19 protein-coding genes are annotated in these 23,363 nt (G+C 36.7%); 9 read left to right on the top strand and 10 right to left on the bottom strand.

Annotated elements, in window-relative coordinates:
* The first annotated feature begins 52 nt into the window (after nt 1-52).
* The 3 genes from ACMH5P_RS08275 to ACMH5P_RS08265 are packed head-to-tail and all read left to right on the top strand — an operon-like array spanning nt 53 to nt 3,602.
* Nucleotides 53-766 carry a heavy-metal-associated domain-containing protein gene (locus ACMH5P_RS08275; RefSeq protein WP_395768086.1) on the top strand — a complete coding sequence of 238 codons (714 nt, stop codon included), beginning with the start codon at nt 53-55 and terminating at the stop codon, nt 764-766.
* Between the two features lie 2 nt (nt 767-768).
* Nucleotides 769-2,997 carry a multicopper oxidase family protein gene (locus ACMH5P_RS08270; protein WP_395768087.1) on the top strand — a complete coding sequence of 743 codons (2,229 nt, stop codon included), beginning with the start codon at nt 769-771 and terminating at the stop codon, nt 2,995-2,997.
* A 44-nt stretch (nt 2,998-3,041) separates the two neighbouring features.
* Nucleotides 3,042-3,602 (top strand): DUF2911 domain-containing protein, encoded by a 561-nt coding sequence (locus ACMH5P_RS08265; RefSeq protein WP_459493877.1) that lies wholly within the window; start codon nt 3,042-3,044, stop codon nt 3,600-3,602.
* 320 nt (nt 3,603-3,922) lie between these two features.
* Here the strand turns inward: ACMH5P_RS08265 and ACMH5P_RS08260 are convergent, their stop codons facing one another.
* From ACMH5P_RS08260 to ACMH5P_RS08250, 3 genes are all read right to left on the bottom strand, one after another.
* A complete protein-coding gene (locus ACMH5P_RS08260) occupies nt 3,923-4,327 on the bottom strand; it encodes a hypothetical protein (RefSeq protein WP_459493876.1) in 405 nt (134 codons plus the stop codon).
* A 429-nt stretch (nt 4,328-4,756) separates the two neighbouring features.
* The gene (locus ACMH5P_RS08255) at nt 4,757-5,374 is read right to left on the bottom strand and encodes a recombinase family protein (RefSeq protein ID WP_459493875.1); all 618 of its coding nucleotides are present in this window, start codon (nt 5,372-5,374) and stop codon (nt 4,757-4,759) included.
* 115 nt (nt 5,375-5,489) lie between these two features.
* Nucleotides 5,490-5,735: a hypothetical protein gene (locus ACMH5P_RS08250; protein ID WP_276343953.1), complete on the bottom strand. Its 246-nt coding sequence runs from the start codon at nt 5,733-5,735 to the stop codon at nt 5,490-5,492.
* Between the two features lie 346 nt (nt 5,736-6,081).
* Between ACMH5P_RS08250 and ACMH5P_RS08245 the strand changes: the two genes are divergently transcribed.
* A complete protein-coding gene (locus tag ACMH5P_RS08245) occupies nt 6,082-7,125 on the top strand; it encodes a BT4734/BF3469 family protein (RefSeq protein ID WP_276343954.1) in 1,044 nt (347 codons plus the stop codon).
* A gap of 147 nt (nt 7,126-7,272) precedes the next feature.
* Here the strand turns inward: ACMH5P_RS08245 and ACMH5P_RS08240 are convergent, their stop codons facing one another.
* From ACMH5P_RS08240 to ACMH5P_RS08230, 3 genes are read right to left on the bottom strand one after another with little or no spacing between them, the layout of a single operon-like run.
* Nucleotides 7,273-9,303, bottom strand: coding sequence for a heavy metal translocating P-type ATPase (locus ACMH5P_RS08240; protein WP_223130142.1), 2,031 nt, complete (start codon nt 9,301-9,303; stop codon nt 7,273-7,275).
* Nucleotides 9,304-9,328: 25 nt separating this feature from the next.
* A complete protein-coding gene (locus tag ACMH5P_RS08235; RefSeq protein ID WP_276343955.1) occupies nt 9,329-10,585 on the bottom strand; it encodes an efflux RND transporter periplasmic adaptor subunit in 1,257 nt (418 codons plus the stop codon).
* A gap of 1 nt (nt 10,586) precedes the next feature.
* Entirely contained in the window at nt 10,587-14,984 is a 4,398-nt protein-coding gene (locus tag ACMH5P_RS08230) for a CusA/CzcA family heavy metal efflux RND transporter (RefSeq protein WP_459493874.1), read from the bottom strand.
* Between the two features lie 27 nt (nt 14,985-15,011).
* On the opposite strand from ACMH5P_RS08230, the gene ACMH5P_RS08225 reads away from it, so the two are divergent.
* The gene (locus tag ACMH5P_RS08225; RefSeq protein ID WP_459493873.1) at nt 15,012-15,221 is read left to right on the top strand and encodes a hypothetical protein; all 210 of its coding nucleotides are present in this window, start codon (nt 15,012-15,014) and stop codon (nt 15,219-15,221) included.
* Between the two features lie 46 nt (nt 15,222-15,267).
* Here ACMH5P_RS08225 and ACMH5P_RS08220 read toward each other — a convergent pair whose 3' ends face one another.
* The 4 genes from ACMH5P_RS08220 to ACMH5P_RS08205 form a co-directional block, all read right to left on the bottom strand.
* Entirely contained in the window at nt 15,268-15,582 is a 315-nt protein-coding gene (locus ACMH5P_RS08220; RefSeq protein ID WP_329959048.1) for a DUF6660 family protein, read from the bottom strand.
* A 138-nt stretch (nt 15,583-15,720) separates the two neighbouring features.
* Complete coding sequence (locus ACMH5P_RS08215) at nt 15,721-17,085, bottom strand: DUF3987 domain-containing protein (RefSeq protein ID WP_130895641.1); 1,365 nt, start codon at nt 17,083-17,085, stop codon at nt 15,721-15,723.
* Nucleotides 17,086-17,541: 456 nt separating this feature from the next.
* Nucleotides 17,542-18,195 (bottom strand): recombinase family protein, encoded by a 654-nt coding sequence (locus tag ACMH5P_RS08210; protein ID WP_130922412.1) that lies wholly within the window; start codon nt 18,193-18,195, stop codon nt 17,542-17,544.
* 75 nt (nt 18,196-18,270) lie between these two features.
* A complete protein-coding gene (locus ACMH5P_RS08205; protein ID WP_459493872.1) occupies nt 18,271-18,522 on the bottom strand; it encodes a hypothetical protein in 252 nt (83 codons plus the stop codon).
* A 344-nt stretch (nt 18,523-18,866) separates the two neighbouring features.
* Here ACMH5P_RS08205 and ACMH5P_RS08200 point away from each other — a divergent pair, with 344 nt between their 5' ends.
* The 4 genes from ACMH5P_RS08200 to ACMH5P_RS08185 all read left to right on the top strand — a co-directional run bounded on the left by ACMH5P_RS08200 (nt 18,867) and on the right by ACMH5P_RS08185 (nt 23,351).
* A complete protein-coding gene (locus ACMH5P_RS08200) occupies nt 18,867-20,135 on the top strand; it encodes a hypothetical protein (protein ID WP_459493871.1) in 1,269 nt (422 codons plus the stop codon).
* Nucleotides 20,136-20,254: 119 nt separating this feature from the next.
* Complete coding sequence (locus ACMH5P_RS08195; protein ID WP_459493869.1) at nt 20,255-20,911, top strand: hypothetical protein; 657 nt, start codon at nt 20,255-20,257, stop codon at nt 20,909-20,911.
* Between the two features lie 220 nt (nt 20,912-21,131).
* On the top strand, nt 21,132-22,724 hold the full coding sequence (locus ACMH5P_RS08190) for a DNA methyltransferase (RefSeq protein ID WP_459493867.1): 1,593 nt from the start codon (nt 21,132-21,134) through the stop codon (nt 22,722-22,724).
* A gap of 42 nt (nt 22,725-22,766) precedes the next feature.
* Nucleotides 22,767-23,351 carry a hypothetical protein gene (locus ACMH5P_RS08185; protein WP_276343963.1) on the top strand — a complete coding sequence of 195 codons (585 nt, stop codon included), beginning with the start codon at nt 22,767-22,769 and terminating at the stop codon, nt 23,349-23,351.
* Nucleotides 23,352-23,363 lie beyond the last annotated feature (12 nt).

The following is a 23,363-nucleotide window of genomic DNA, read 5'->3' as shown; positions in this document are numbered from 1 at the left end:
GTTTTAATTTAGGAAATTTCCGTTTTTAAAAAATCTGTTAAAAAACACGAATATGATACATACATATCAATTAACTGGAATGACCTGTACAAGTTGTGAAGCAAAAGTAAAATCATCGTTAGAGAGGGTTGAAAACGTAACTAAGGTGGAAGTTTCAAAGGAGGACAGTAGGGTGACAATTTCAATGGATAGGCATATTAGCTTGTCAGATTTTCAGAAAGTGTTAGATGCAAAATATACCATTTCTGCAATAGAACACATTGAATTAGAGGAGCAAGCAAAATCTTGGTTTCAAACCTATACTCCTATTCTGTTAATATTTCTCTATATCACTACTATTACATTATTAATTCAACTAAAAAACGAACAATTTATTTTAATGGAGGCGATGCAGCATTTTATGGCTGGGTTCTTCTTGGTGTTCTCGTTTTTCAAATTATTAAATCTAAAAGGTTTTGCTGAAAGTTATGTAATGTATGATGTGGTAGCAAAGAAAATACCCATTTGGGCATATTTATACGCTTTTGTAGAAGTTGGCTTGGGCATTTCTTATCTTTTAAATTACAATCCATTGATAACAAATACATGTACGTTTGTAGTCATGAGTGTAAGTATATTAGGGGTTTTGCAGTCGGTATTTGATAATAAGAAAATACAATGTGCTTGTTTGGGGGCAGTTTTTAATTTGCCAATGAGTACTGTTACAATAATCGAAGATGCATTGATGATTGTAATGAGTGGATATATGATTTTAAATTTATTTTAAACATGAGATTGATACTAATAATTGCCATTTTATTCCTTTTTTCGATAAATATATATGGACAAAATGTAGTCCGTTACGACCTTTACGTGAAAGATACTTTAGTGCATTTTGCCGGCAAAGAAAAACGTGCGATTGCGGTTAATGGTCAAATACCTATGCCAACTTTGACTTTTACCGAAGGAGATACGGCTGAAATACATGTTCATAACCAGCTTAAGGAGGAAACATCGTTACATTGGCACGGGCTATTTTTACCCAATAAAGAAGATGGGGTTCCCAACCTGACACAAATGCCTATTCGGCCAAATACAACTCATATCTATCGTTTTCCCATCATTCAAAATGGTACGCATTGGTATCATTCGCATTCAGGATTACAAGAGCAAATAGGAATGTATGGGAATTTTGTCATGTTAAAAAGACCCAATGACCCCACCTTTAGAAAGGGAATAGATGATTTACCAACACTCCCCATCGTTTTGAGTGAGTGGACCAATCTAAAACCTGAGAACATCCATAGAATGCTCCATAATGCTAATGATTATCCTGCATTGAAAAAGAACTCCGTTCAAAGTTATAGTGAAGCAATTTCTGCAGGTCATTTTAAAACTAAATTGAAAAATGAATGGAAGCGAATGTTGGCTATGGATGTGAGTGATGTCTATTATGAAAAAATATTCATTAATGGTCAACCGAGTTCACAGCTTAAAAGTATCTCAGGATACAAATTAAGAGGTGGTGATAAAGTTAGATTAAGAATTTCAAATGGTGGTGCATCATCATATTTTTGGCTTACCTATGCAGGTGGAAAAATTACTGTGGTTGCGAATGATGGTAATGATGTGGAGCCGGTTGAAGTTGATAGATTAATTATAGCAGTTTCGGAAACCTATGATGTCATTGTTACCATTCCAGCAGATAAGACTTCATATGAATTTTTAGCAACTACGGAAGACCGGACAAATTCCGCATCCATTTATATTGGGAATGGAATAAAACAGTTGAAATCACCTTTACCCCGATTAAAGTATTTTGAAGGGATGAAGATGATGAATGACATGATGAAGATGAATGGTGAACTGGATGATATGGGTATGGCCATGAGTTTAAATCAAATGGACATGAATGTGGTGATGTATCCTGAAATAACGGGCGATGCTAAACCAAAACAAGATGACAATGACCCCAATCGTTATAATGCCAATGCACTGGGAGATATTGTAACTCTGAATTATGCCATGTTGAAGTCCCCTACTATAACAGCATTGCCCAAGGCAGCTCCCGTAAAAGAATTATACTTTAAACTGTCGGGTAATATGAACCGGTACGTTTGGAGTTTAGACAATAAAGTCGTTTCAGAGTCGGATAAAATACTCATCAAAAAAGGGGAGAATGTGCGAATTGTAATATACAATGGTTCCATGATGCGCCACCCAATGCACCTGCATGGACATGATTTTAGATTACTGAATGGTCAAGGACAAAATGCTCCTTTAAAAAACATAGTTGATATAATGCCGATGGAAACAGACACATTAGAATTTAATGCGAATGTTGAGGGAGATTGGTTTTTTCATTGTCATATTTTATACCACATGATGAGTGGTATGGGGAGGGTATTTAGTTATGAAAATCAGATGCCCAATCCATTGATTCCCAATCCCAAACTTGCGCAGCGGAAACTGTTTGCAGATGACCGTAAATTTCATTTTATGGCTGAGAATGATTTTGCAACAAATGGTAATGATGGAATGGCTATGTTACAAAATACAAGGTGGAGCATTGGCTCTGAATGGCGATTGGGGTATCATGATTTTCATGGATATGAGGTAGAAACACATATTGGTAGATACATCGGTAAAATGCAGTGGTTAATGCCATTTATCGGCTTTGATTGGCGTTATAGAAAGTTTGGAATAGATGAACAGGAAACAAATATATTTGGACAAACCAATAGCAAGGACTTAAGAAGTCTTGTTACGGTCGGTGTAAATTACACGTTGCCGTTACTTATTGTAGGACAAGCTGAAATCTATCAAGATGGAAATATTCGTTTTCAACTTATGAGAGAAGATATGCCAATTACCAAACGACTTAGAATGAGTTTTATGCTTAATACCGATAAGGAATACATGGCCGGTTTTCGTTACATCGTAAACAAAAACATGGGAATTACATCGCATTATGATAGTGATATGGGATTGGGAGCTGGAATTACTTTTTCGTATTAAAAACTTTTAAATTGTATATTGAGAGAATTCAAAATAACAAAATCATGAAAAAAATCATTGTTTTAAACCTCTTGTTGGCATTTCCTATTGGTGTTTTTGCCCAACACCAAAACCATCAACCCCCAGCCGATACAAGTAAAACAGCGGTCAAACCCAAAAGTCCCAAAATGACCGCAATGACAATGGTAGGCACAAATCACGTGCATGTAGATTACGGTTCACCGAGTGTAAGAGGACGGAATATTTGGAATGGTTTAGTTGCCTATAATCAAGTATGGTCATCGGGAGCTCACAAGGCTACATGGATAGATTTTGGCCAGGATGTAATAGTTAAAGGTAAAGTTATTCCAAAAGGTAAATATGGATTTTTTACTATTCCAGGTAAAGAAACGTGGACTTTGATTTTGAGTAAAACATGGGATATGCACTTAGCAGATGATTATAAAGAAGAAAATGACATTATACGAATCAAGGTAAAACCCTTCAAAGGCGACAAATCAGTTGAAGCACTCACTTACCAAGTATTACCCATCAATACTAACGAGGGCAAGATAAAATTGAGCTGGGAGTATTTGAGTGTTGAGTTTCCGTTTAAAAATAAGTAACTGATATTTTTCGTTTTGTCCTAAGAATGTGCCAAGAGTTGGTTATAATCAAAGTGATTTTACCTTTTGAAAGTGAGAAATCATCCTTTAAATTGGAGGAAGTTTAAGACCTCTTCCTATGACGGAAATTAACAACTTATCCCGCAAAGAACTCTACTGACCTCAAACCACAAATCCAATATTAAAACCTCCATATGATTCGATAGACCTAATTTCTACTAATCCTTGTGATGTAGGGTTGTAAATTCACGAAAAATTAGGTGTTGAAAATTGAAGTACGACATGCATTGCTGACTTCATCTAACTTAAAAGAAGTAAATCTAATTATCTAAATCATCCAGTTCCTCTAAATCGTAGTCTTCGAGATTGAATTCGAAGTCTTCGTCTCGCAGATGAATGTTTCTTCTCAATGGACCGGTATAGAACATGTTTCCATTAACAAATTCAATGTATTGTTGTGGGATTGCTGAAATTATGGACAGATTAAAAATAAGTTCTTTCAACGAGGTACTCGTAATTGCAACCATGTCACTTTCTTCCAGTTTTAGTTCTTCTAATACTTTGTAGAACAACCCTTCATAGAATCTAACCTCCTTTAGAAGACCAAGGTTTCCAATTGTTTGCGAGGCATCAGGATTGGTAAATGTTACGTTTAAGACCTTTAGTTTTGATAAATTCTCATTGTCAAAATTGTCTTCTATCTGAGTAAATCCTTGTAATCTCATTTCAGTGTATTCTTTACTTTCAATTCGTTTATTATGTTCTGAGATAGGCGTTCAAACTGGGATTCTGAGAGAATGATTTTCTTCGAAATAGTCTTTGACGTCATGGTATTTTTCATAAATGTCCTTTACCATAAATACCGGAAAAATTGCCAAAATTTTTAAAATGGGATTTCACCTTAAAAGGTATTCGTAAGGTTTTTAGGGGTAGACATTTCCAATTTTGGCTAAAATTTGGTCCGGATTTTAAACGAGGAATTGAACCGAGTTTAAAAACGAAGGTATTTCATATATAAGGGGGGGCCGGTTTAGGGACTTCCTCCAGGACCTCCCGCAGGGGCTCCGTAAGGGGACCCTGTTTATCTTTCATTTTACCGGGAAATGTACAAATGTCCTTTGTGTCTTGGTAACCACTTAATTTGATTGTACCATTTACATTATCAACATCAATTTTTTGACCTTGGTAATCGTATTGATATGAAGACCTGTAATCTTTGAAATTTCAACAGATTTGTAGTTCTTCTTTAGTAATTCCATTGCATGTCTATTTTTTGACTTGGACAAGAATTTTAGCGGGTCTTCACTTGTACCGTGTTTTCTTCCTAAGAATACGTTGCCTTTCAGTTTTGCCAGTTCAATTCCTTCTTTCTGTGCCGACTTAATCATGTTACGATTCATTTCCGCAATTACAGACATCATGGCAATACACATCTTAGAGATTGGATTCTCTGTTCCATCTTGGTTTAAAGTTGATAGCCCTTGTTCAATAAAATGAACTGGTATTTTCCTCTCGACCATAAAGTGTAGAAAATCTACAATTCCTTTTAGGTCACGACCGCATCGGTCGATTTGCCAAAAGGATACAGAACCTACCAAATCCATTGATATTAGTTTGAATAGTTCCTTTCCACCGGGTCTTTCAAATAATGCAATCGCTCCTGAGATTTTGTCCTCTATAACCTTGTCGTAGTTAGCCCCTTGAACTCTTTGTCTATCTAAGTTTTGGTCTATCGAACTGGTACGGACATATAGAATACTAAGTTTTTTCATAATATTAGACTTATGGTGTTATAACCCTAAAATTATGCCTTAATACGCTAGAATGCTGCATTTTTTGTTCAATTTCTACATGAGAGAGCTTCACATTTCAAGGTATACTCTAATATTATGTGTTTGAGTTATGATTTAAGAAGTCATTCAATGCTTGGTATGACATGTTCCGGTATTGGTATTCTTTCTTTGCGTACCTCCGGTATTTTTTTGCTTCAGGATGGTCGCAACTAATCAATTCAAGAAATTGCTCTCTAGTTAATTGAGATAAAGATGTGATAACACCGGGTGCCGGTGAATATTCATCTGAGGAAATGTCATTTTCTGTCATTTTTTCTAAAATGGTTTGAGTTTCGAACATGGGTCAATTCCCACCACGTTAAATTTCGGCGAAATCTGTTCTATTTTAGTCCCTAAATTGTGGCTGGTGATACCAACATCCCAAATTTCAATTTTGTTACCTATTGGAAGTTCCACCTATGGCCGGTACGATAAAAACTACCTTTAAATTACAGGAAGTGGGGTTAGTTTTCTTAGCAATTCCTTAGCATTGGAGCCTTCCCTTTTTTATTCATTTTCGATATATTTATTTAAAAGGTAAAAATTAGTTTGTAGTGGAGCTGATTTATACCATAAAGATTTAGAGTACTCCCCCTCATTAAAGTAACCGTCCACTACCGGTGAAATAATGGGGGATTTTTAATTACATGTTTTCTTATTTCAATGGTGGTATTAAAAACATTAACCCAAAAAGACACATCGATTTACCTACACTGGTAAGGTTGATAAAGAAAAATCCTGAGAAACTTAAAATCGAAAAGATTCGAGAACTAAGAAGGAACGGCAAGAAATATAAGGCACTTAAGGATACTCTTCCTAATGTAACTCCTAATTGTATGGTTAGGGTCCGCAAACTTAAAGATGCGGAATACAATCTGATTGCATTATCCTCATACTTCTACTTTGATATTGATGACTATCCAAACTCACAGCAGTTAAAAGACCGGTTCATTTTGGAATATGGACATCTTGCATCCCTTATTTGTATTTCTCCAAGTAGCGGTGGTATTACAATCATTTTTAAGGTATCCAATCTTTTAAAGACTGAGAATGACTTTCTTGTTGCTCGTCAATATATAATAGATAATATATTGATTAATGTGAAATATGATACAAATGCAGAAGATATTGCTCGAGCTATGTTTATTTCTTCTGACCCTGAATTATTCTATAACTATGAAAATGAATTAGATATTCCGGTTGAATTATTTAAAAAGACAGTAACAACTAAAGAAAAAAAGTGCCGGTTGAAAGATAAAAATCCCCTTACTGGTTTAATACCTATCTATTGTGCACCTCAAGAACACTTCATACCCATTCCAATTAAAGAAGTACTGGAGCAACTTATATTTGAAACTCCTGTTCAAGTTGATAATCCAATCGTAGATTTTAAGGAAGTTAAATTTGTGGAGATACGATTTAAATATCTTATTAAAGATGGATTGAAACATAAAACCTTTACAGGGATGATTCATAAGTTAATGTTTCTTAATCCAAATGCTGATAGACAATTGCTCTTATCATACCTATATCATGTAAATAATGAATATACCGGTAACAAGAAGATGGAGTTGAAGCGACTAATCAATTTGTTTGATTTTGTTTATAATAATGCAATGTTTCTTGGAAACTCAGATGTTAAACAGTCGTCTTTGTGGATGGGGCAATATCCTTCATGCTTTGTTGTATAAAAAGCAAATTCAGCCTCCTGCAAGGGGGCTGTAAATGGAATGATATTTAATTGTAGTGTTTGTTGCATAAGCCAATCTTTATTTTATCAGTTAGTCAATAATATTACAAATATTAGCCTCCTTTATTTAAATATATACATTGCAAATTTAAAACTTCATCCGTTGTATTCGCACCGCATTTAATATTGCTAATAAAGCCACTCCAACATCCGCAAAAACGGCTTCCCACATGGTGGCTAAACCACCTGCACCCAATACCAATACAATGGCTTTTACTGCAAATGCTAAAATGATATTCTGTATTACAATGCTCCTGGTGGCTTTGCCTATTTTAATGGCGGTTACAATCTTTAAAGGCTGGTCTGTTTGTATCACTACATTGGCTGTTTCTATGGCTGCATCGCTGCCCATTGCACCCATTGCAATGCCCACATCGCTTAAAGCCAATACGGGTGCATCGTTGATGCCATCGCCTACAAATGCAATGATTTTTGTCTTGTCCTGTTTTAGTTCTTCTACTTTCTGTACTTTGTTTTCTGGTAGCAAATCGCCAAAGGCGGTATCTATGCCAATTTGTTTTGCTACTTTTTGGGTAATGGAATTTTTATCGCCACTAAGCATTATGGTTTGTTTAATGCCGTTCAGGTGCATTTGCCTGATGGCTTCCTGTGCATCCTCTTTTACTTCATCGGCTATCAATACATAACCTGTATACTGGTTGCCTATGGCTACCACTACAATGCTTTCTATAATTTCGTCAATAGCTGCATCGTATGTGATATTATATTTCTTTAGCAGTTTTGTATTACCTGCCAATACTTCTTTCCCGTTCACATTTCCCTTTAAGCCATGCCCTGAAATTTCTTCTATCTCTGTCGCCTGGTAAGTTTGTGTTTCGTTCTTTTCATACTCGGCAATGGCTTTGGCAATAGGATGTGTTGATTTGCTTTCTAATGCAGCTAATGTTTTTATGAAATCTGTTTTGTCCATTCCGTTAGTTACAATTGCCTGCACTTTAAAAACACCTGCCGTTAGTGTGCCGGTTTTGTCCATCACAACGGTATTTATTTTGGTCATTAACTCTAAATAATTAGAACCTTTAAACAAAATACCATTTCTTGAAGCCGCACCTATGCCGCCAAAATAGCCCAATGGAATAGAGATAACCAATGCACAAGGGCAACTGATAACTAAGAAAATTAAAGCCCTGTACAGCCAATCATTAAACACATAATTGCTTAGAACAAAGTAGGGAACCACCACCAATGCTACTGCCAAAAAGAAAACGATAGGTGTATAGATTTTGGCAAATTTTCTTATCAGCAATTCTGTTTTTGCCTTTCTTGCAGTAGCATTTTGCACCATTTCCAAAATCCGTGCAAGGGAACTATCGGCAAATTTTTTGGTTACTTTCAGTTCAATTACTTTATCAAGGTTTAGCATACCTGCCAATACCTGTGCTCCTTTATAAATAGATTTTGGTTTGCTTTCTCCTGTAAGTGCTGCGGTATTGAAGCTGCTGCCCTCACTTAACATTTCACCATCTAACGGAATTTTTTCGCCTGCTTTAATTTGTATGGTTTCGCCTATTTCTACTTCTTCGGGTTTTATTTCTTCGTATTTATTATTCCTTAAAACGCTGGCAGAAGATGGACGGACATCTAATAAGGCTTTGATATTGTTTTTTGCTTTATTAACTGCTGCCTTCTGAAACAATTCACCAACGGCATAGAATAACATTACCGCAACACCTTCGGGATATTGACCGATGGCAAAAGCCCCCATAGTGGCCAATACCATTAATGTAAACTCGGTGAAGAACTCTTTTTTAAGACTGGCTTCCCATCCTTCTTTTATTACCGGTAAACCAACAGGTAGGTATGCAATAGCATACCATGCAAGGCGTACATAGTTTGTAAAGAATGAGGGTTTGAAATAATTATCCAACGCAATGCCAATGAGCAACATAACGAAACTGATAATGGCTGGCAGGTATTGTTTCCATACACTACTATGAGCTTGCAATTGGACTTTATCTTGTCCACTATCAATGGTTTTCTTTTTATGCAGCAGTTGTTCTGCACCTGCTTCGGTATAGATTTTTTCTTCTAATGTGCAGCAGGTCATCCTGCCTTGTTCATCGTAAGTATGCTTATGATTTGGGGCTGTATTTATCATTTTATGAAAATTGATTTAGTTATTATTATTCTTCCTCTTTACCACCACTGGTTTTTGATAATACATAAAATGCACCTTTGGTTGCAATCCTTGCACCTTTCGGTATTTCTTCCAATGGCGTAATTTCTATGTAGCCCAATTCTGTTACACCTGTGGTTACTTCTATCTTTTTAAACTGAATATGCTTTTCAGCTTTGGCTTCTGTATTCTTTTCTGACTTTTCCCCTGCTTCCTTTTTTTCAGCCTTCTCTTTACCTTCGCTTTCCTCATCCACAACCATAAAAATATATTGCTTGCCTTCTGCACTTACCACTGCATCAACAGGAACTGCCTGCACTGTTTGATTACCTACATTAATCAATGCAGATACATACATACCCGGTAACAATTTGATGCCGCCTGTATTGTTGATTTTGGAATGTACAATTACCGATTTGTTTTCATTTTCAAAAGATTGATTGATACCGTAAATAGTACCTGTTATTTGCTTATTGTTCTGATTGGATAGAATGAACTCTACTGTCTGCCCATTCTTTACTTTAAACAAATCCTTTTCATACACCTGCAAATCACAATGAACTTGTGAGTTATCTACAATATCCATTAAGGAGGTTTGCATATCAATATAGCTGCCTGTTTTTATGGGAATATGCCCTATTACACCACTGATAGGTGCAGTGATGGGAATTTGATTTACAAAATTCCCGTTTGCTACAGATGCAGGACTGATGTTTAATTGCTGTAATTGTGTTTCTATCCCTTTCAGCCTTGCTTTATCCGTTTCATATTTGGATGCTGCCTGTTGAAACACTTTTCCTGTACCTGCACTTTTGGTATTCAGTTCCTTTTGGCGTTGGTACTCCTGTTCAGAATAAACAAATTCTTTTTTCAGCATGAGGTAGTCCTGCTGCAACTTCACAATGTCTGTGTTTTCTAATATTGCTACTGTTTGCCCCTGGCGAACATAGTTGCCTTCCAACACTAATATTTTTTTAATGATGCCGGACACCAATGAATTTACATCGGCTTTATTTTGTGGGGGCACTTCCAATTGTCCGCTTGACTTTACCACACTGTTTAGATTTTTCATTTCTATTGTACCTAACTCAATGCCTACGGCTTTCATTTGCTCCTCCGAAACTTCTATGGTTTCTGAATGGGTTTCCTCAACTTTAGTTGTTTCTTTTGTTTCCGTTTTATTGCCCGATTTGCAGGATGTAAAACCGATTGCAACTACAAAGAGTGCAAATGCTATGATTGATTTTATATTTATTGACTTCATTTTATTTATTTCCTTTTAAGTAGTTTAACAATATGATGGACTGATTGAACTGGTTTACTGCATCAGTGTATTGCAGCCGGGTATTGATAGCGGTTTGCAGGTTTTGGATGTACTCCATATACCCAATTTCGCCTTTGGTATATGCTGTGTTTGAAATCCTGATAATATCGTCTGCCTGTTTTAAACCTGTGGTTTCGTAATACTGCAAACCTTCTTTTGCTTTCAGGTATTCGTTGTATTGCACTGCATAACTACTTTGCATGTATAGCAAGGTTTGCTGCCGTTCTGTTTCAATCAACGTATTATTAATTTTGGCAGCTTTTATTTTTGCTTTTTGTGAACCAAAGAATAACGGCACTCCAATACCTACCTGAAATCCTGCTATCCTTGTACCAGGGAAATAATTACGGTTAATTTTTGCTGGGTCAAACCCTTTGATAATAGCCTGATGATAATAGCCCACATTCAAATCAGGAAGTAGCTTGCTTTTCTCCAAATTTATTTGTGATGTACTTACATTCAGCCGTTGATTATAATACTCTATCAGCGGATTTGATTTTATTGCAGCCGTGTCAAACTTGTAATCATCCGGCATCTTGGGTAATTCATTTTCTTTTGGCATTACCGGTTCGGATGTATTCAGCCATTTCTGCAATACCAATTGATAACTGCTTAATGTTGTATTGGCTTGCTTTAACTGCAATTGGTTTTCTTTGTATCTGCTTTCGGCTTGCATTTTCTCCAACTGGTTTGTTTCACCTGTATTATAGCGAAGGGTAGCCCGTTTGAGAAAGTTGCTGTAAATACTATCCTGCTGTTGCAACAGCTTTATTTTTTGTGAACTATAAACCAAATTGTAATAGGCTTCGGTTACTTCTTTTATTATTTCATTCTGTGATAGCAATTTTGATTTTTGTGCTAATAATGTTTCCTGTTTCAGTAGTTTATTTTGATTAGCATACACAGTAGGGAAAGCAATGGTTTGAGTAATGCCTATGCTGTTATCAATATTGCCGCCACTTGTTGGGTCTTGCACTAATTGCAGGTTTGTTTTATCAGGATTAAAACCTGTTTTTTGCAGTACCTGAGATTGCCGAATGTATAGGTCGGCTCCCTTTATTTGCAGGTTATTTTTTAAAGCTATATCAATACATTCCTGTAAAGTTTTTTGATTGCTTTGTGCATAAGATTTTTCTGCAAACAAACTGATGAATGTAAACAGCAACAACACAGCCGCTGTATTGCCGGGGAGTTTTGTTTTTTTCATTTTATTTAGTTTGAAATTAATTTTAGTGTTGAATAAAATGTAGAGTGCAGGAAGTACAAGCAAGGTGAAAAGCGTAGCTGTAATTAAACCGCCAATAACTACGGTGGCTAATGGCTTTTGCACTTCACCACCTGCACCTGTGGAAAGTGCCATTGGTAAAAACCCTAATGATGCAACTGCTGCCGTCATAATTACAGGACGCAGCCTTATGGCTGTACCTTTTCTTACCCTTTCATATATATCGGTAATGCCTTCGTCTTTTAACTGGTTGAAGTAACCAATCAATACAATGCCATTTAATACTGCTACACCAAACAAAGCTATAAAACCAACACCTGCCGAAATACTGAATGGCATACCTCTTAGCCACAAAGCAATGATGCCACCAATGGCGGATAATGGAACTGCGGTAAAAATCAGGAATGATTGTTTTACACTGTTGAAAGTAAAGTAGAGCAATACTAAAATGAGTAATAATGCTACCGGCACTGCAATACCTAACCTTGCCTTTGCTTCTTTCAGGTTTTGAAACTGACCACCATAGGTATAGTAATAACCTGAAGGTAGTTTTAGTTTTTCATCTAATATGGGTTGTATTTCTTCTACCGTGCTTTCAACATCTCTGCCATGAACATTGAAACCTACAAAAGTTCTACGCTGCCCATCCTCATGACTTATTTGTGCAGGGGCTGTTTTGAATGAAATATTTGCTACCTGGTTAATAGGCACTTTGTTGCCTGATGGCAATGGCACATAAAGGTTTTCAATATTGCTGAAGTCTTTCCGCAAATCTTTTTGCAACCGTACTACCATGTCAAACCGTTTATCTCCTTCAAACACAACACCTGCCACATTTCCTGCAAAAGCAGTTTTCAGCACCATGTTTACATCACTGATGTTTAATCCGTATTGTGCAATTTTATCACGGTTATACTCCACTTGTATTTGTGGCAAGCCGCTTATTTTTTCTACAAAAGGTTCACTTACTCCTTTTACATTTTTTATCAAACCTGCTATTTTATTTGCCTGAGCATTCAGTATTTCCAAATCTTCACCATAGATTTTTATTGCCACATCCTGTTTGATACCTGTAATTAATTCATTAAACCGCATCTGCATTGGTTGTGTAATTTCAAAATTTACACCGGGTAAAATGCTTAGTGCTTCTTCCATTTTTTCCATCATTTCTTCCCTGGTATGTGCAGATGTCCATTCTTCTTTAGGCTTCATGGAAAGCATCATATCGGCTCTTTCTATCGGCATCGGGTCGGTTGGAATTTCAGAACTCCCTATTCTTGTTACCGCCTGTTTTATTTCAGGAAACTTATCCTTTAAAATTTTCTCCGCCTTGCCAAATGTTTCTACTACCTGCGTTAATGATGTGCCTTGTGCCATGCTTATTTCAACGGAAAGGTCGCCTTCTTCCAATGTCGGGATAAACTCACCGCCTAAGCTGTTGAACAGGATTAAGCTGCCGGCAAATAATACTACCATAGCAGCCACAATTGTTTTTTTCCAATGCAAAGCCCAATTGAGTAATGGTATGTAAAGTTGTTGCAAGGAATCAATTATTTTATCTGATATATTGCGTTTATGTGTTGCCTTTTTACTGAGGAACAATGCACTCATCATTGGCACATAAGTCAATGAAAGAATAAATGCCCCTAAAATAGCAAAGGCAACTGTTTGTGCCATTGGCCTAAACATTTTGCCTTCAATACCAACTAAGGCAAAAAGGGGCAGGTAAACAATCAAGATGATTATTTCGCCAAAGGCAGCACTATTTCGGATTTTGGATGCGGCCTGAAATACTTCTTCATCCATTTGCGGCTGTGTAAGTTTTTGCAAATCGACATGATGATGTTTACTCATGTAAATGCGGTGTACAATTGCTTCTACAATAATTACCGCACCATCTACAATAAGCCCAAAATCAATAGCTCCCAAACTCATCAGGTTGCCACTTACACCAAACAAATTCATTAAAATAATGGCAAAGAGCATCGCTAAGGGAATAACAGAAGCTACTATCAGCCCTGCCCTAAAATTTCCTAACAGCAACACCAATACAAACACTACAATCAGTCCTCCTTCAATCAAATTCTTTTCTACCGTGCCCATAGCCCTGTTTACTAATTCTGTGCGGTCAATAAATGGTTCTATTACTACACCTTCGGGCAATGATTTTTGTATTTGTGCCATTCGCTGTTTAACATTTGTAATTACCTGTGCAAAGTTTTCTCCTTTCAGCATCAGGGTAATACCTGCCACTACTTCGCCTTCACCGTTTCTTGTAACTGCACCGTACCGTGTTGCACTGCCAAACTGTACCGTTGCCACGTCCCGGATTAATACAGGAATGCCGTTTACGTTTTTTACAACTATTTTTTCAATATCACTTAATGACTTTACCAGTCCCAAACCACGAATGAAATAAGCATTGCTGCGTTGTTCTATGTAGCTGCCCCCGGTGTTTTCATTGTTACTCTCTAATGCTTTGTAAATTTCAGGTATGGTAATATTCATTGCATTGAGCTTGTCGTTATCCAAAGCAATTTCATATTGCTTTACATAACCACCCCAACCGCTTACTTCTGCCAAACCTTCTGTACCTGCCAATTGCCTCCGCACAATCCAATCCTGCATGGTACGCAAATCAGTAGCGGTGTATTTGTTTTCAAAGCCTTTTTTGGCATGAATGATATATTGATATATTTCACCCAATCCCGTAGTAATAGGCCCCAAAGTGGGCTCACCCAATCCTTGCGGAATTTGTGCTTCGGCTTCTTTAAGTCGTTCACTTATTTGCTGCCTTGCCCAATAGACATCAGCATTGTCTTTAAAAACAATTGTGATTACGGATATACCACTACGGCTAATGCTCCGCTTTTCAATTACATTGGGAATATTTGCCATTGCCAACTCAATAGGTGTGGTAATAAACTGCTCTACCTCCTGAGCACCTAATGTTGGAGCTTGTGTAATTATCTGTACCTGGTTGTTTGTGATGTCGGGCACGGCATCAATTGGTAACCGCATAGCGGATATAACGCCCCAAATAATGAGAGCCAATGTAAAAGCCCCCACTACAAGTTTGTTTTTTATTGAGAACTGAATTATTTTTTGAAACATTGAAAATTTTATTTGTTTATGAATTTTATGTATTGGTTAATCCATGCAGCAATAGCGAACAACATCAAGATGCATATTATCGCTATCCCTACCGCTTTGAATACCTGCAATAGAGTAAGCGGTTTACGCTTTTTCTTTTTGCTTTTAATGGACAATTTGTTTTTGATTTATATGATTAATCACGGCTATAAACCGGGAAGCATACCACAACGTAAAATGAATTACATCAAACTATAAAGCCTGATGAATAGCATTAAGGAAACGAAATGTTGTGATTTGTAGATTAACCTATCTTAGGCGGTTGCCAAACAGAATGGAAGTCGTAGGAGTTAAACACTATTTCGTAATGAAACTTCACAGATTGAAATAGCATTTTAGGCATTTTGTACAATGCCAAAGGCTGAGAAAAAGCCGATGCAGGACAGTGGGAACAAGTACAGAAGGGAGTACAGGCTTCGTCACCAGTTTGGTGTTGTTGTTGCTGAGTAGTAGCAGAAATCTTTTGCTCAGCCATTACATTACGCTCCTGCCTGTCAATGCATGGAAGGCATGACAGCACCAAAAGGTAAATGCTCATTATGAAGGCAAAAAATTTCATTGCGTCAAATATAAGCAGAAATATGAAAGGTTGTACCCCCAACCTGCAAAACTTGCAAAGTCTTCAAAGTCTGCAAACTCTGCAATGTGTAGAAGGGTTTGAACTGGTGGGGCAAAAAAAACCCCCGAAGGAACAGTTTCAAATGCGTTGGTATGAACCTGCTTTGATTTTGGTAAGGGTGTACCCGGTTGCAGATTTTAGCACATCATCAACCGTTCTGGCAGATAGCTTAAACTTAGTGCCTATTTCGGTTGCTTCCTTCCTTGTAAATTCTTGGGGCAAAGCCTCAAAGAATTTGCGTTTGCCATCGCCTGAATGAAACTGCATGGTTTCATTTTGCTTGGGTAGGTTATTGAACATTAGTAAACTATGCTCTAAGTAGGTTTGAACTATTAGTAAGACTGTATTAAAATCTTCATCGGTACAAATAATTGTAGCGGTCATTTCTCCGTTTTCAAACTTTCTTAATGCTGATAGTATCATGCAAAGCCTAAAGAAAATTAAACCCATACGATAAACTACCCCTGCTGCATCTTCACTGGTGAAAGTAACAACCTCTGAAAGCATTAAAGGAAATTCTGTATTGATTGTGAGCCATTGTGAGGGGGGTAATTCAATTGTAGTGTGTGATTGTTCCATTAGGCTTATCAAGCCTAAAACCTGTTCAGAAAGTGCCTCAAAGTGGTCGTTAAAAACAATGGTGTTGCTCTGCGGTGATGGGTCTTGCCATTCAATTTTATTTTTATAAGCATAGAATAAGAAACGGCTAAACAAACCATCTTCTGCGGATGATAATAACCTGGGAGCTTGTGCAGGTGTGCCTGTTAAGGCCACCGCCAAACATGGGTCGTTTATTTCATCGTATTGGTTATCTGTTTTTCGGGTACTTGATACTGTTTCGTGGTGAAATGCAGTTCTTAGAATGGTTGAATAATCGCCCCAATCCTGTTTTTTTGCTCCACTCATTGTATCGGCTTCTGTTTCGCAAATAATGCCTTTGCCGTCATTGGCTTTTAAGTGTTCTATCATTCTTGCCTTACTGCAATCGGCTGGAATGAATACTATTTTGAAAGGTGGCTTTTCAGGTTTTTCGGGTGCTGGCTCTCCTTTGCTCTTGGTACGTTCCAACTGTTTAAAATCTGCCATTTCATTCTCATGTACTTTTTGAGCATCCCTGCTTTGCTGCAATATCTTCTGATGGTACTTGTCCGCTAATCGCTTTGCATTTTTCAATACTCCTTTGCCACTTGCTGCCGGTGCAATGATGAAAGTGTACAAGTGAGGAAAAACTCTTTCCTGAAAATACACACCAGTTACGTTTGGTAAACAACCGCTAAGAATAGAAATAGCACCAGTAAAGAATACATCTCTTTTACGTTTGTCGGTAAATGCCCTCGCACCTTCTTTAATGATATTAGGCAAAGCCTCAAATACTTCGTCAGGGATTGTAGGAGTAGTTTTTAAATAATCTTCTAAAGGGTCTTCATCTGTTTGAGGGTGCAACTGCTAAGACTATCAATGCGACTCTTTTGACTTGCGATGGAGATTTTGACCACATTCCAAATTCTATGCTGAAGGTTAAGAAGTTTGAGTACGCCAAAATAAACATAATTTGACAGTTGGATGAAGAATTATACCAATAAACATTACAGCTCAAATAGACTTAATCTTGATATTAAAAATATGTACACTAGACTTTTAGATACAAATAGTCCGGCCATAGATAAATTCTGTCAAGAGCATAAATACATTTACCGTTATTTGCCTTTTGAAAGATTTTTGGAGGTACTTCATAAAAAGCAGCTTGCATTCATATCGCCAATAAAATGGAATGACCTCTTTGAGATTTACTGGTGAGTTTTTTGGTGAATTCACTGCATGTAAAAAATCAAACTTGTTACCGGGATGATTAAATTGGAAACGTGGTCCCGGTATCTTCATTTTTAGATGAGCAACAGTTTAGACCGTCAGGATTCCTCTTTTGATTGCTGTCTTTTTAACTTTCAATATGGTGTTGGTTGATGTATTGTTTGTTAGTCCTGATACTTGGCGGATTGATAACCCTTTTTTCAGATACTTTAGTACCTGTGGGTACTTGCTGAGTAATTCCTCTTCTGTTTGAAACGAACCTACCTTTCTCCCGATAGGATTAGTCTTACGGTACTGCTCAAAACCGGAGCGTAATCGTTGAACAATATTATTCCTCTCCAGTTGGTTTAACGTGTTTATGATTTCCAACATGAACTGGGTCATAGGGTTGATATGGCCTTTATCATCCAAGGTCTCTATGTTAAAGTTCTTGATGAATATAGACACCTTCATAGCATTACATTGATTCAATATCTGTAAGACCTCAAGAGAATTTCTGCCGATACGACTAAGTTCCCAAATTAAGATTTTCTGAACGGGATTGTTTTCTATGTAGGTTAACATGGATTGAAGAACTGGTCTTTCAGATGTCTTTTTTGTGCCGGAGATAGTTTCCTCAAATACATTTAAGACTTGATAGTTCATTCTTTCAGCGTATTCCTTTAGTTCTTCAGTCTGGCGAAGTGTGTCTTGGATTTGGGTGCTGACCCTACTGAACACCACAACTTTGGTTTTTTGTTTCATTTTATGCTTTTAGCCAAAGTTAGAGCAGTATTTTGACCGGTGCGGCATCTTTTTCAAGGTTTTTTTGAGACAGTTTTAATTTGAGACGTTTTTATATCGATTGAAGAACTCATTCAAGGAATGATATGATTTCATTCTGAACTTGAACTCTTTCATTGAATAATCTCGGTAATTCTTTGCCGCAGGATGGTCACTTGACATCAGGTCATGAAATTGTTCTTTGGTTAGTTGGGAAAGGGAAGTAATTGTACCTTCTGCCGGTGAATATTCCTCCGAGGAAATGTCATTTTCTGTCATTTTTTCTAAAATGGTTTGAGTTTCGAACATGGGTCAATTCCCACCATACCAATTTACGGCGAAATCTATTCTAAAATAGACCTTGAATTGTGGCTGGTGATACCAACATTCCAAATTTCAATTTTTTCACCTGTTGGAAGTTACACCTACTTCCTTTACGACAAAAACCTCCTTTAAATTACAGGAAGTGGGGTTGGATTTCTTAGCAATTCCTTAGCATTGAAGCCTTCCCTTTTTAATCCATTTTCGATATATTTATTAATACGGTAAGAATTAGTTAGTAGTGGAGCTGATTGATACCATAAAGATTTGATTACCCCCCTCATTAAAGTAACCGTCCACTACCGGTGAACTAATGGGGGATTTTTATTTACATGTTTTCTTATTTCAATGGTGGTATTAAAAGCATTTACCCAAAAAGACATATCGACTTACCTATATTGGTAAGGTTGATAAAGAATAATCCTGAGAAGTTTAAAATCGAAAAGGTTCGAGAACTTAGAAGGACCAGTATGGATTACTCAACCCCTAAGAGTTATTTACCTTACATTACACCCAATTGTTTGGTTAAGATTCGTAACCTAAAAGAATCGGACTATAATCTAATTGTACCATCATCGTACATCTACTTTGATATTGATGACTATCCGAATTCTCAAAAACTAAAAGACCGGTTCATACTCGAATATGGTCACCTAGCTTCTCTTATATGTATATCATGTAGCGGTGGAGGTATTTCTATCTTCTTTAAGGTATCTAATCTACTTAAGAATGAGAATGACTTCCTAATTGCTCGGCAATACATTATTGATAACATATTGGTTAATGAAAAGATTGATACCAATGCTGGTGGTATTGCACGTGCCATGTTTATTTCTTCTGACCCTGATTTATTCTTTAACTACGAGAATGAATTAGAGGTGCCAGTGGCATTATTTAAAAAGAGCAAGAAGAAGATTGATAACTGCCGGTTGGAAGACAAAATATCTAATGGAGGTATGATACGTATCCATTGTGCACCCCAAGAACCATTTATACCCATCCCAATCAAAGAAGTTTTAGAGCAATTGATACTGGAAACTCCAGTAATTGTGGAGAACCCGGTAGTAGATTACAATGAAGTCAATTACGTTGAGATAAGGTTCCAGTATCTTATTAAGGATGGATTGAAACATAAGACGTTTACTAATATGACTCACAAGTTAATGTTTCTAAATCCTTCTGCCGATAAACATTTGCTCCTTTCATATCTCTACCATGTGAATGAGGAATATACCGGAAATAAGAAGATGGAGCTACGTGAACTGATGGGTTTATTTGAAACCATATACCATGGTGCAACATTTCTTGGGAACTCAAAGGTTAAACCGGTCCTTAAACGTATTCATTATAATAAGGATTGTGATGCAACATTCAACAAACGTAAAGTCTCGGGTAAGATTAGAGGGGTTTTAAAAGAGAACGAAACTAAGCTAAAAATTAGGGCAGCAATTAAGGAGATGGAAGCCAAAGGTATCCCCATTTCCAAGTCAAGTATATCTAAACATTCAGGAATTCACCGGGGAACAATCATAAAACACATGGATACAGACCTTCATGACATAAAAAATATTATAGACGAAATCAACGATTCTATTGAATGAAGGCATATTTCAGCTTCCTTTAAATTAAAGGAAGAAAAATAATTTAAAATATATTTGTAAGTTTTTTTGAAAGTACAACATTGTTCTTACCTTTGTCAAACCAAACAGGCAAATTATATATGTCATTCATTCAGGAGGTTCTTACTTACGGTAACGAAATTGTTCAGCATGCGCTGGATGCCATGAATGGGTATGAGGGTAATTACCAGCAAGCACTTTTACTATTGTTGTTAATGCCCAAGGCAACCAATAATAAGTTAAACAAAGAGATGACTGATAAATTCTTTGACGAATTTCCGGCCTTAAAATCGATTCCCCCTGCTAAGAAAGTAGTTGAGTTTATATTGGAAGATAATTTCAAAGACGAGATATATAACGATACAAGCGACATGAGTAGGTGGACAAAGTTGACTCGATTGAAGCAAAATATGTTAGACTATTACACACATAATGTCTGTGAGTCGAACCAAGGTGGTCAGTTTCATGAGTTCCATACCAAGTTTTACCAAATGAGTCTTCAATTGAAGAGACTACGATTAGTAATTCAACCGGAGTTTCATGTTATAAAGAACGTTCACCCTGTGAGCAAAATACCGTATCTGTCTGTTAGAGGATTCTGGCTTGATGATAATGACAAGAAGGTAAAGGTATTCACTAAGTCATTGGGAAGAGAAGATAGTTTTTTAGATGGTAAAAATGATAGCGAAATGTTGAAGGACGCAGCAATCCAAATCCAAAACCTTGCGTATTCTAAGTATCATGAGTTATATAGTTAGTGGTTTTTTTTATTCACAATGTAAGTCTTTTAATAAGTTAAACATGTAGAAATTAAGTAAATTGTAATCATCAATTAACTCGGGAGTGGGTGGATTGATAATGGCCGGCGCCATGAAAGGTCAAGACGACTTGAAGTAGACTTCAAGTCTAGTTTAGCGCCCTATTTTTTTATCATCTTTGTAAGTAAAAATTAAAGACTTACATATAAGCAAACAGAAAATGAAAGAGTATAATTTATTGAAGCACGCATCTCAAGTTTTTGTATTACCGATGGAGGATATTCGAATTCACCCTGAAGTATTATCAATCATCAAGCCAAAGAAGATGGACCACATTGAATACACTATGGAAAAGTATAAACAACTAATGCCAGTATTAGGAAATTTGGTTGATGGTATTTTCTATATCACAGATGGAGTTCTTCGGTATGAGGTTGCCAAGAAATTAGGTATGCCGACACTAAAATGTCTTGACTCTGATACCCTAGACAAAGATGTAATTCGGGTAAGAATGACAAGTAATCAACGTTCTAAGATGTCATACATGGAGATGGCTACATACGCTGAACACACTTTAGGAGTAATTGGTAAGTCGCAGGGCAAGAAAAGAAAATCGTGGCTTGGTATGGAGGCAATCGAGGACGATGAAAATTTTGGATTAGCGGGCAAGGACCGTTATGAACTTACCTGTCATCTTCTTGACTTACCAATTAAGGCTTCTTCCTTACGAAAATTGATGGAAGTCAAAAGGTTCGAAGATGAGAACCCCGGTAACAATTTTGGTATTATGTCAGGTTTAGAAGAAGGAAATTACAAGATTGATAAGGCGTATCAATTAGTTGTAGAATTCAATTTTAAAAAGAATGAAGGATTTACTGAAATCGAACTTTATCCAATCAAGACAGAGAATTATGAGGTAATTCATGGGAACATTGAGGATGTTACTTTGCCTGAGAATATGGAAATCGACGTAGTATTCACATCTCCAGTTTATTACAAGTTACGTAAGTACGGCGATGACCCAAATGAGATGGGATGGGAAAAAACACCTCAATTGTATGCTGAAAGACTTGTCGATAGTTTGATGACACCTTATAATCATTTGAAGGAGTCAGGTAGTATGTTCGTGAATCTTGGTGAAACCTATGATAAAGGTCGATGTTTGGCCGTGATTGAACATGTTGTTATTGAGATGGTAAAGAGAGGTATGTTTTATGTTGACCGAATTATTTGGAAAAAAGATGCCAACAAGCCGATTTCTAATCAAAATCATAGATTTCAACCTAGTTATGAGGTAGTTCTTCACTTCGCAAAATCTAAAAATTATTACTTTGACAGATTTCGGGTCAAAAAAGATGATATTAATTATAAAATTTCACGTGGTTGTAAGGATTACGGTTGGGATGGTGTTAATTACTTCGTTCCCAACTTCTACAAACAGTTGCGCACAGTTTTGAGTGAAAATGAGTTACATGATATTGTCACCGTCCAAACAAACTCAGCGAGAATTAAACATGTAAAGGGAGAGCATTATCATCCTGCAACCTTTTCCCAAATGTTACCGGCTATTTTTTTATCAACGTTTTGTCCCAAACCAACTGTGGATTACAAACCTTTAGTGTTTGACCCGTTCTTAGGTGGGGCAAGTTGTGGCAGAACCGCCTTGATGATGGGGTATCGTTTCTGCGGAGTTGAGCTTTATGAGAAAAATGTTGAAACTTCGAAACGTATTTTGGCAGAGAGTTTACAGGAGTTTGAACCTCGGGCATTGAATCAAATTGAAGCCGAAATGGTATATGAATTAGTAGCATAATAAAATCCCCCCAAACAATATTATTTAGAACATCAAATTAATATGAAACGTTATCTCGGTCAAATTAACCATCAAGTAAATGATGAGTACTATACCCCTCCAATTTTAGTTGAGCTGATTCTACCTTATGTAAAGAAGGAATCAACTGTTTGGTGTCCATTCGATACCTCCGAAAGTGAATTTGTTATCCACTTGAAACAAGAGGGACATAGAGTGATTCACTCACATATTAAGGATGGTTTTGACTTTTTTGAGTTGATGGCACCGGAATGTGATTATATAATCTCTAATCCCCCATTTTCACGTAAGAATGATGTATTCAAACGATTATTTATGATAGGTATTCCTTTTGCGATGGTTATGAATGTTCAAATTTTAAATTATCATGAGACTGGTGACTTATTTAAGGATTACAAATTTGAATTATTATTACCCACAAAAAGAATAAGTTATGATGGTTCTCATACTCCTTTTCTAAGTGGATACTTCTGTCACAAGATGTTACCGGTTCAACTCATGTATGTACCTGTTGAGCATACAAATATTGGCCGACACTTCGTTCCCTCAAGAATGTTGAATACTTTGGAACGAAAGAGAAAAAATAAATTAAACATTGGCAAAAAGTAAATTATATAAATG

This window comes from Aquirufa sp. 5-AUSEE-100C1 (assembly GCF_054558655.1).
The sequence above is the reverse complement of the archived record's forward strand: the minus strand, read 5'-3'. Positions and strand labels throughout refer to the sequence as shown.

Excerpts from the sequence above, each read along its gene's own strand:
- ACMH5P_RS08245 (WP_276343954.1), top strand. The coding sequence starts at position 6,082 with ATGTTTTCTTATTTCAATGGTGGTATTAAAAACATTAACCCAAAAAGA.
- ACMH5P_RS08250 (WP_276343953.1), bottom strand. The coding sequence starts at position 5,735 with ATGTTCGAAACTCAAACCATTTTAGAAAAAATGACAGAAAATGACATT.
- ACMH5P_RS08240 (WP_223130142.1), bottom strand. The coding sequence starts at position 9,303 with ATGATAAATACAGCCCCAAATCATAAGCATACTTACGATGAACAAGGC.
- ACMH5P_RS08195 (WP_459493869.1), top strand. The coding sequence starts at position 20,255 with ATGTCATTCATTCAGGAGGTTCTTACTTACGGTAACGAAATTGTTCAG.
- ACMH5P_RS08230 (WP_459493874.1), bottom strand. The coding sequence starts at position 14,984 with ATGTTTCAAAAAATAATTCAGTTCTCAATAAAAAACAAACTTGTAGTG.
- ACMH5P_RS08210 (WP_130922412.1), bottom strand. The coding sequence starts at position 18,195 with ATGAAACAAAAAACCAAAGTTGTGGTGTTCAGTAGGGTCAGCACCCAA.
- ACMH5P_RS08270 (WP_395768087.1), top strand. The coding sequence starts at position 769 with ATGAGATTGATACTAATAATTGCCATTTTATTCCTTTTTTCGATAAAT.
- ACMH5P_RS08220 (WP_329959048.1), bottom strand. The coding sequence starts at position 15,582 with ATGAAATTTTTTGCCTTCATAATGAGCATTTACCTTTTGGTGCTGTCA.
- ACMH5P_RS08185 (WP_276343963.1), top strand. The coding sequence starts at position 22,767 with ATGAAACGTTATCTCGGTCAAATTAACCATCAAGTAAATGATGAGTAC.
- ACMH5P_RS08260 (WP_459493876.1), bottom strand. The coding sequence starts at position 4,327 with ATGAGATTACAAGGATTTACTCAGATAGAAGACAATTTTGACAATGAG.
- ACMH5P_RS08205 (WP_459493872.1), bottom strand. The coding sequence starts at position 18,522 with ATGTTCGAAACTCAAACCATTTTAGAAAAAATGACAGAAAATGACATT.
- ACMH5P_RS08235 (WP_276343955.1), bottom strand. The coding sequence starts at position 10,585 with ATGAAGTCAATAAATATAAAATCAATCATAGCATTTGCACTCTTTGTA.
- ACMH5P_RS08225 (WP_459493873.1), top strand. The coding sequence starts at position 15,012 with ATGTATTGGTTAATCCATGCAGCAATAGCGAACAACATCAAGATGCAT.
- ACMH5P_RS08255 (WP_459493875.1), bottom strand. The coding sequence starts at position 5,374 with ATGAAAAAACTTAGTATTCTATATGTCCGTACCAGTTCGATAGACCAA.
- ACMH5P_RS08275 (WP_395768086.1), top strand. The coding sequence starts at position 53 with ATGATACATACATATCAATTAACTGGAATGACCTGTACAAGTTGTGAA.
- ACMH5P_RS08265 (WP_459493877.1), top strand. The coding sequence starts at position 3,042 with ATGAAAAAAATCATTGTTTTAAACCTCTTGTTGGCATTTCCTATTGGT.
- ACMH5P_RS08200 (WP_459493871.1), top strand. The coding sequence starts at position 18,867 with ATGTTTTCTTATTTCAATGGTGGTATTAAAAGCATTTACCCAAAAAGA.
- ACMH5P_RS08190 (WP_459493867.1), top strand. The coding sequence starts at position 21,132 with ATGAAAGAGTATAATTTATTGAAGCACGCATCTCAAGTTTTTGTATTA.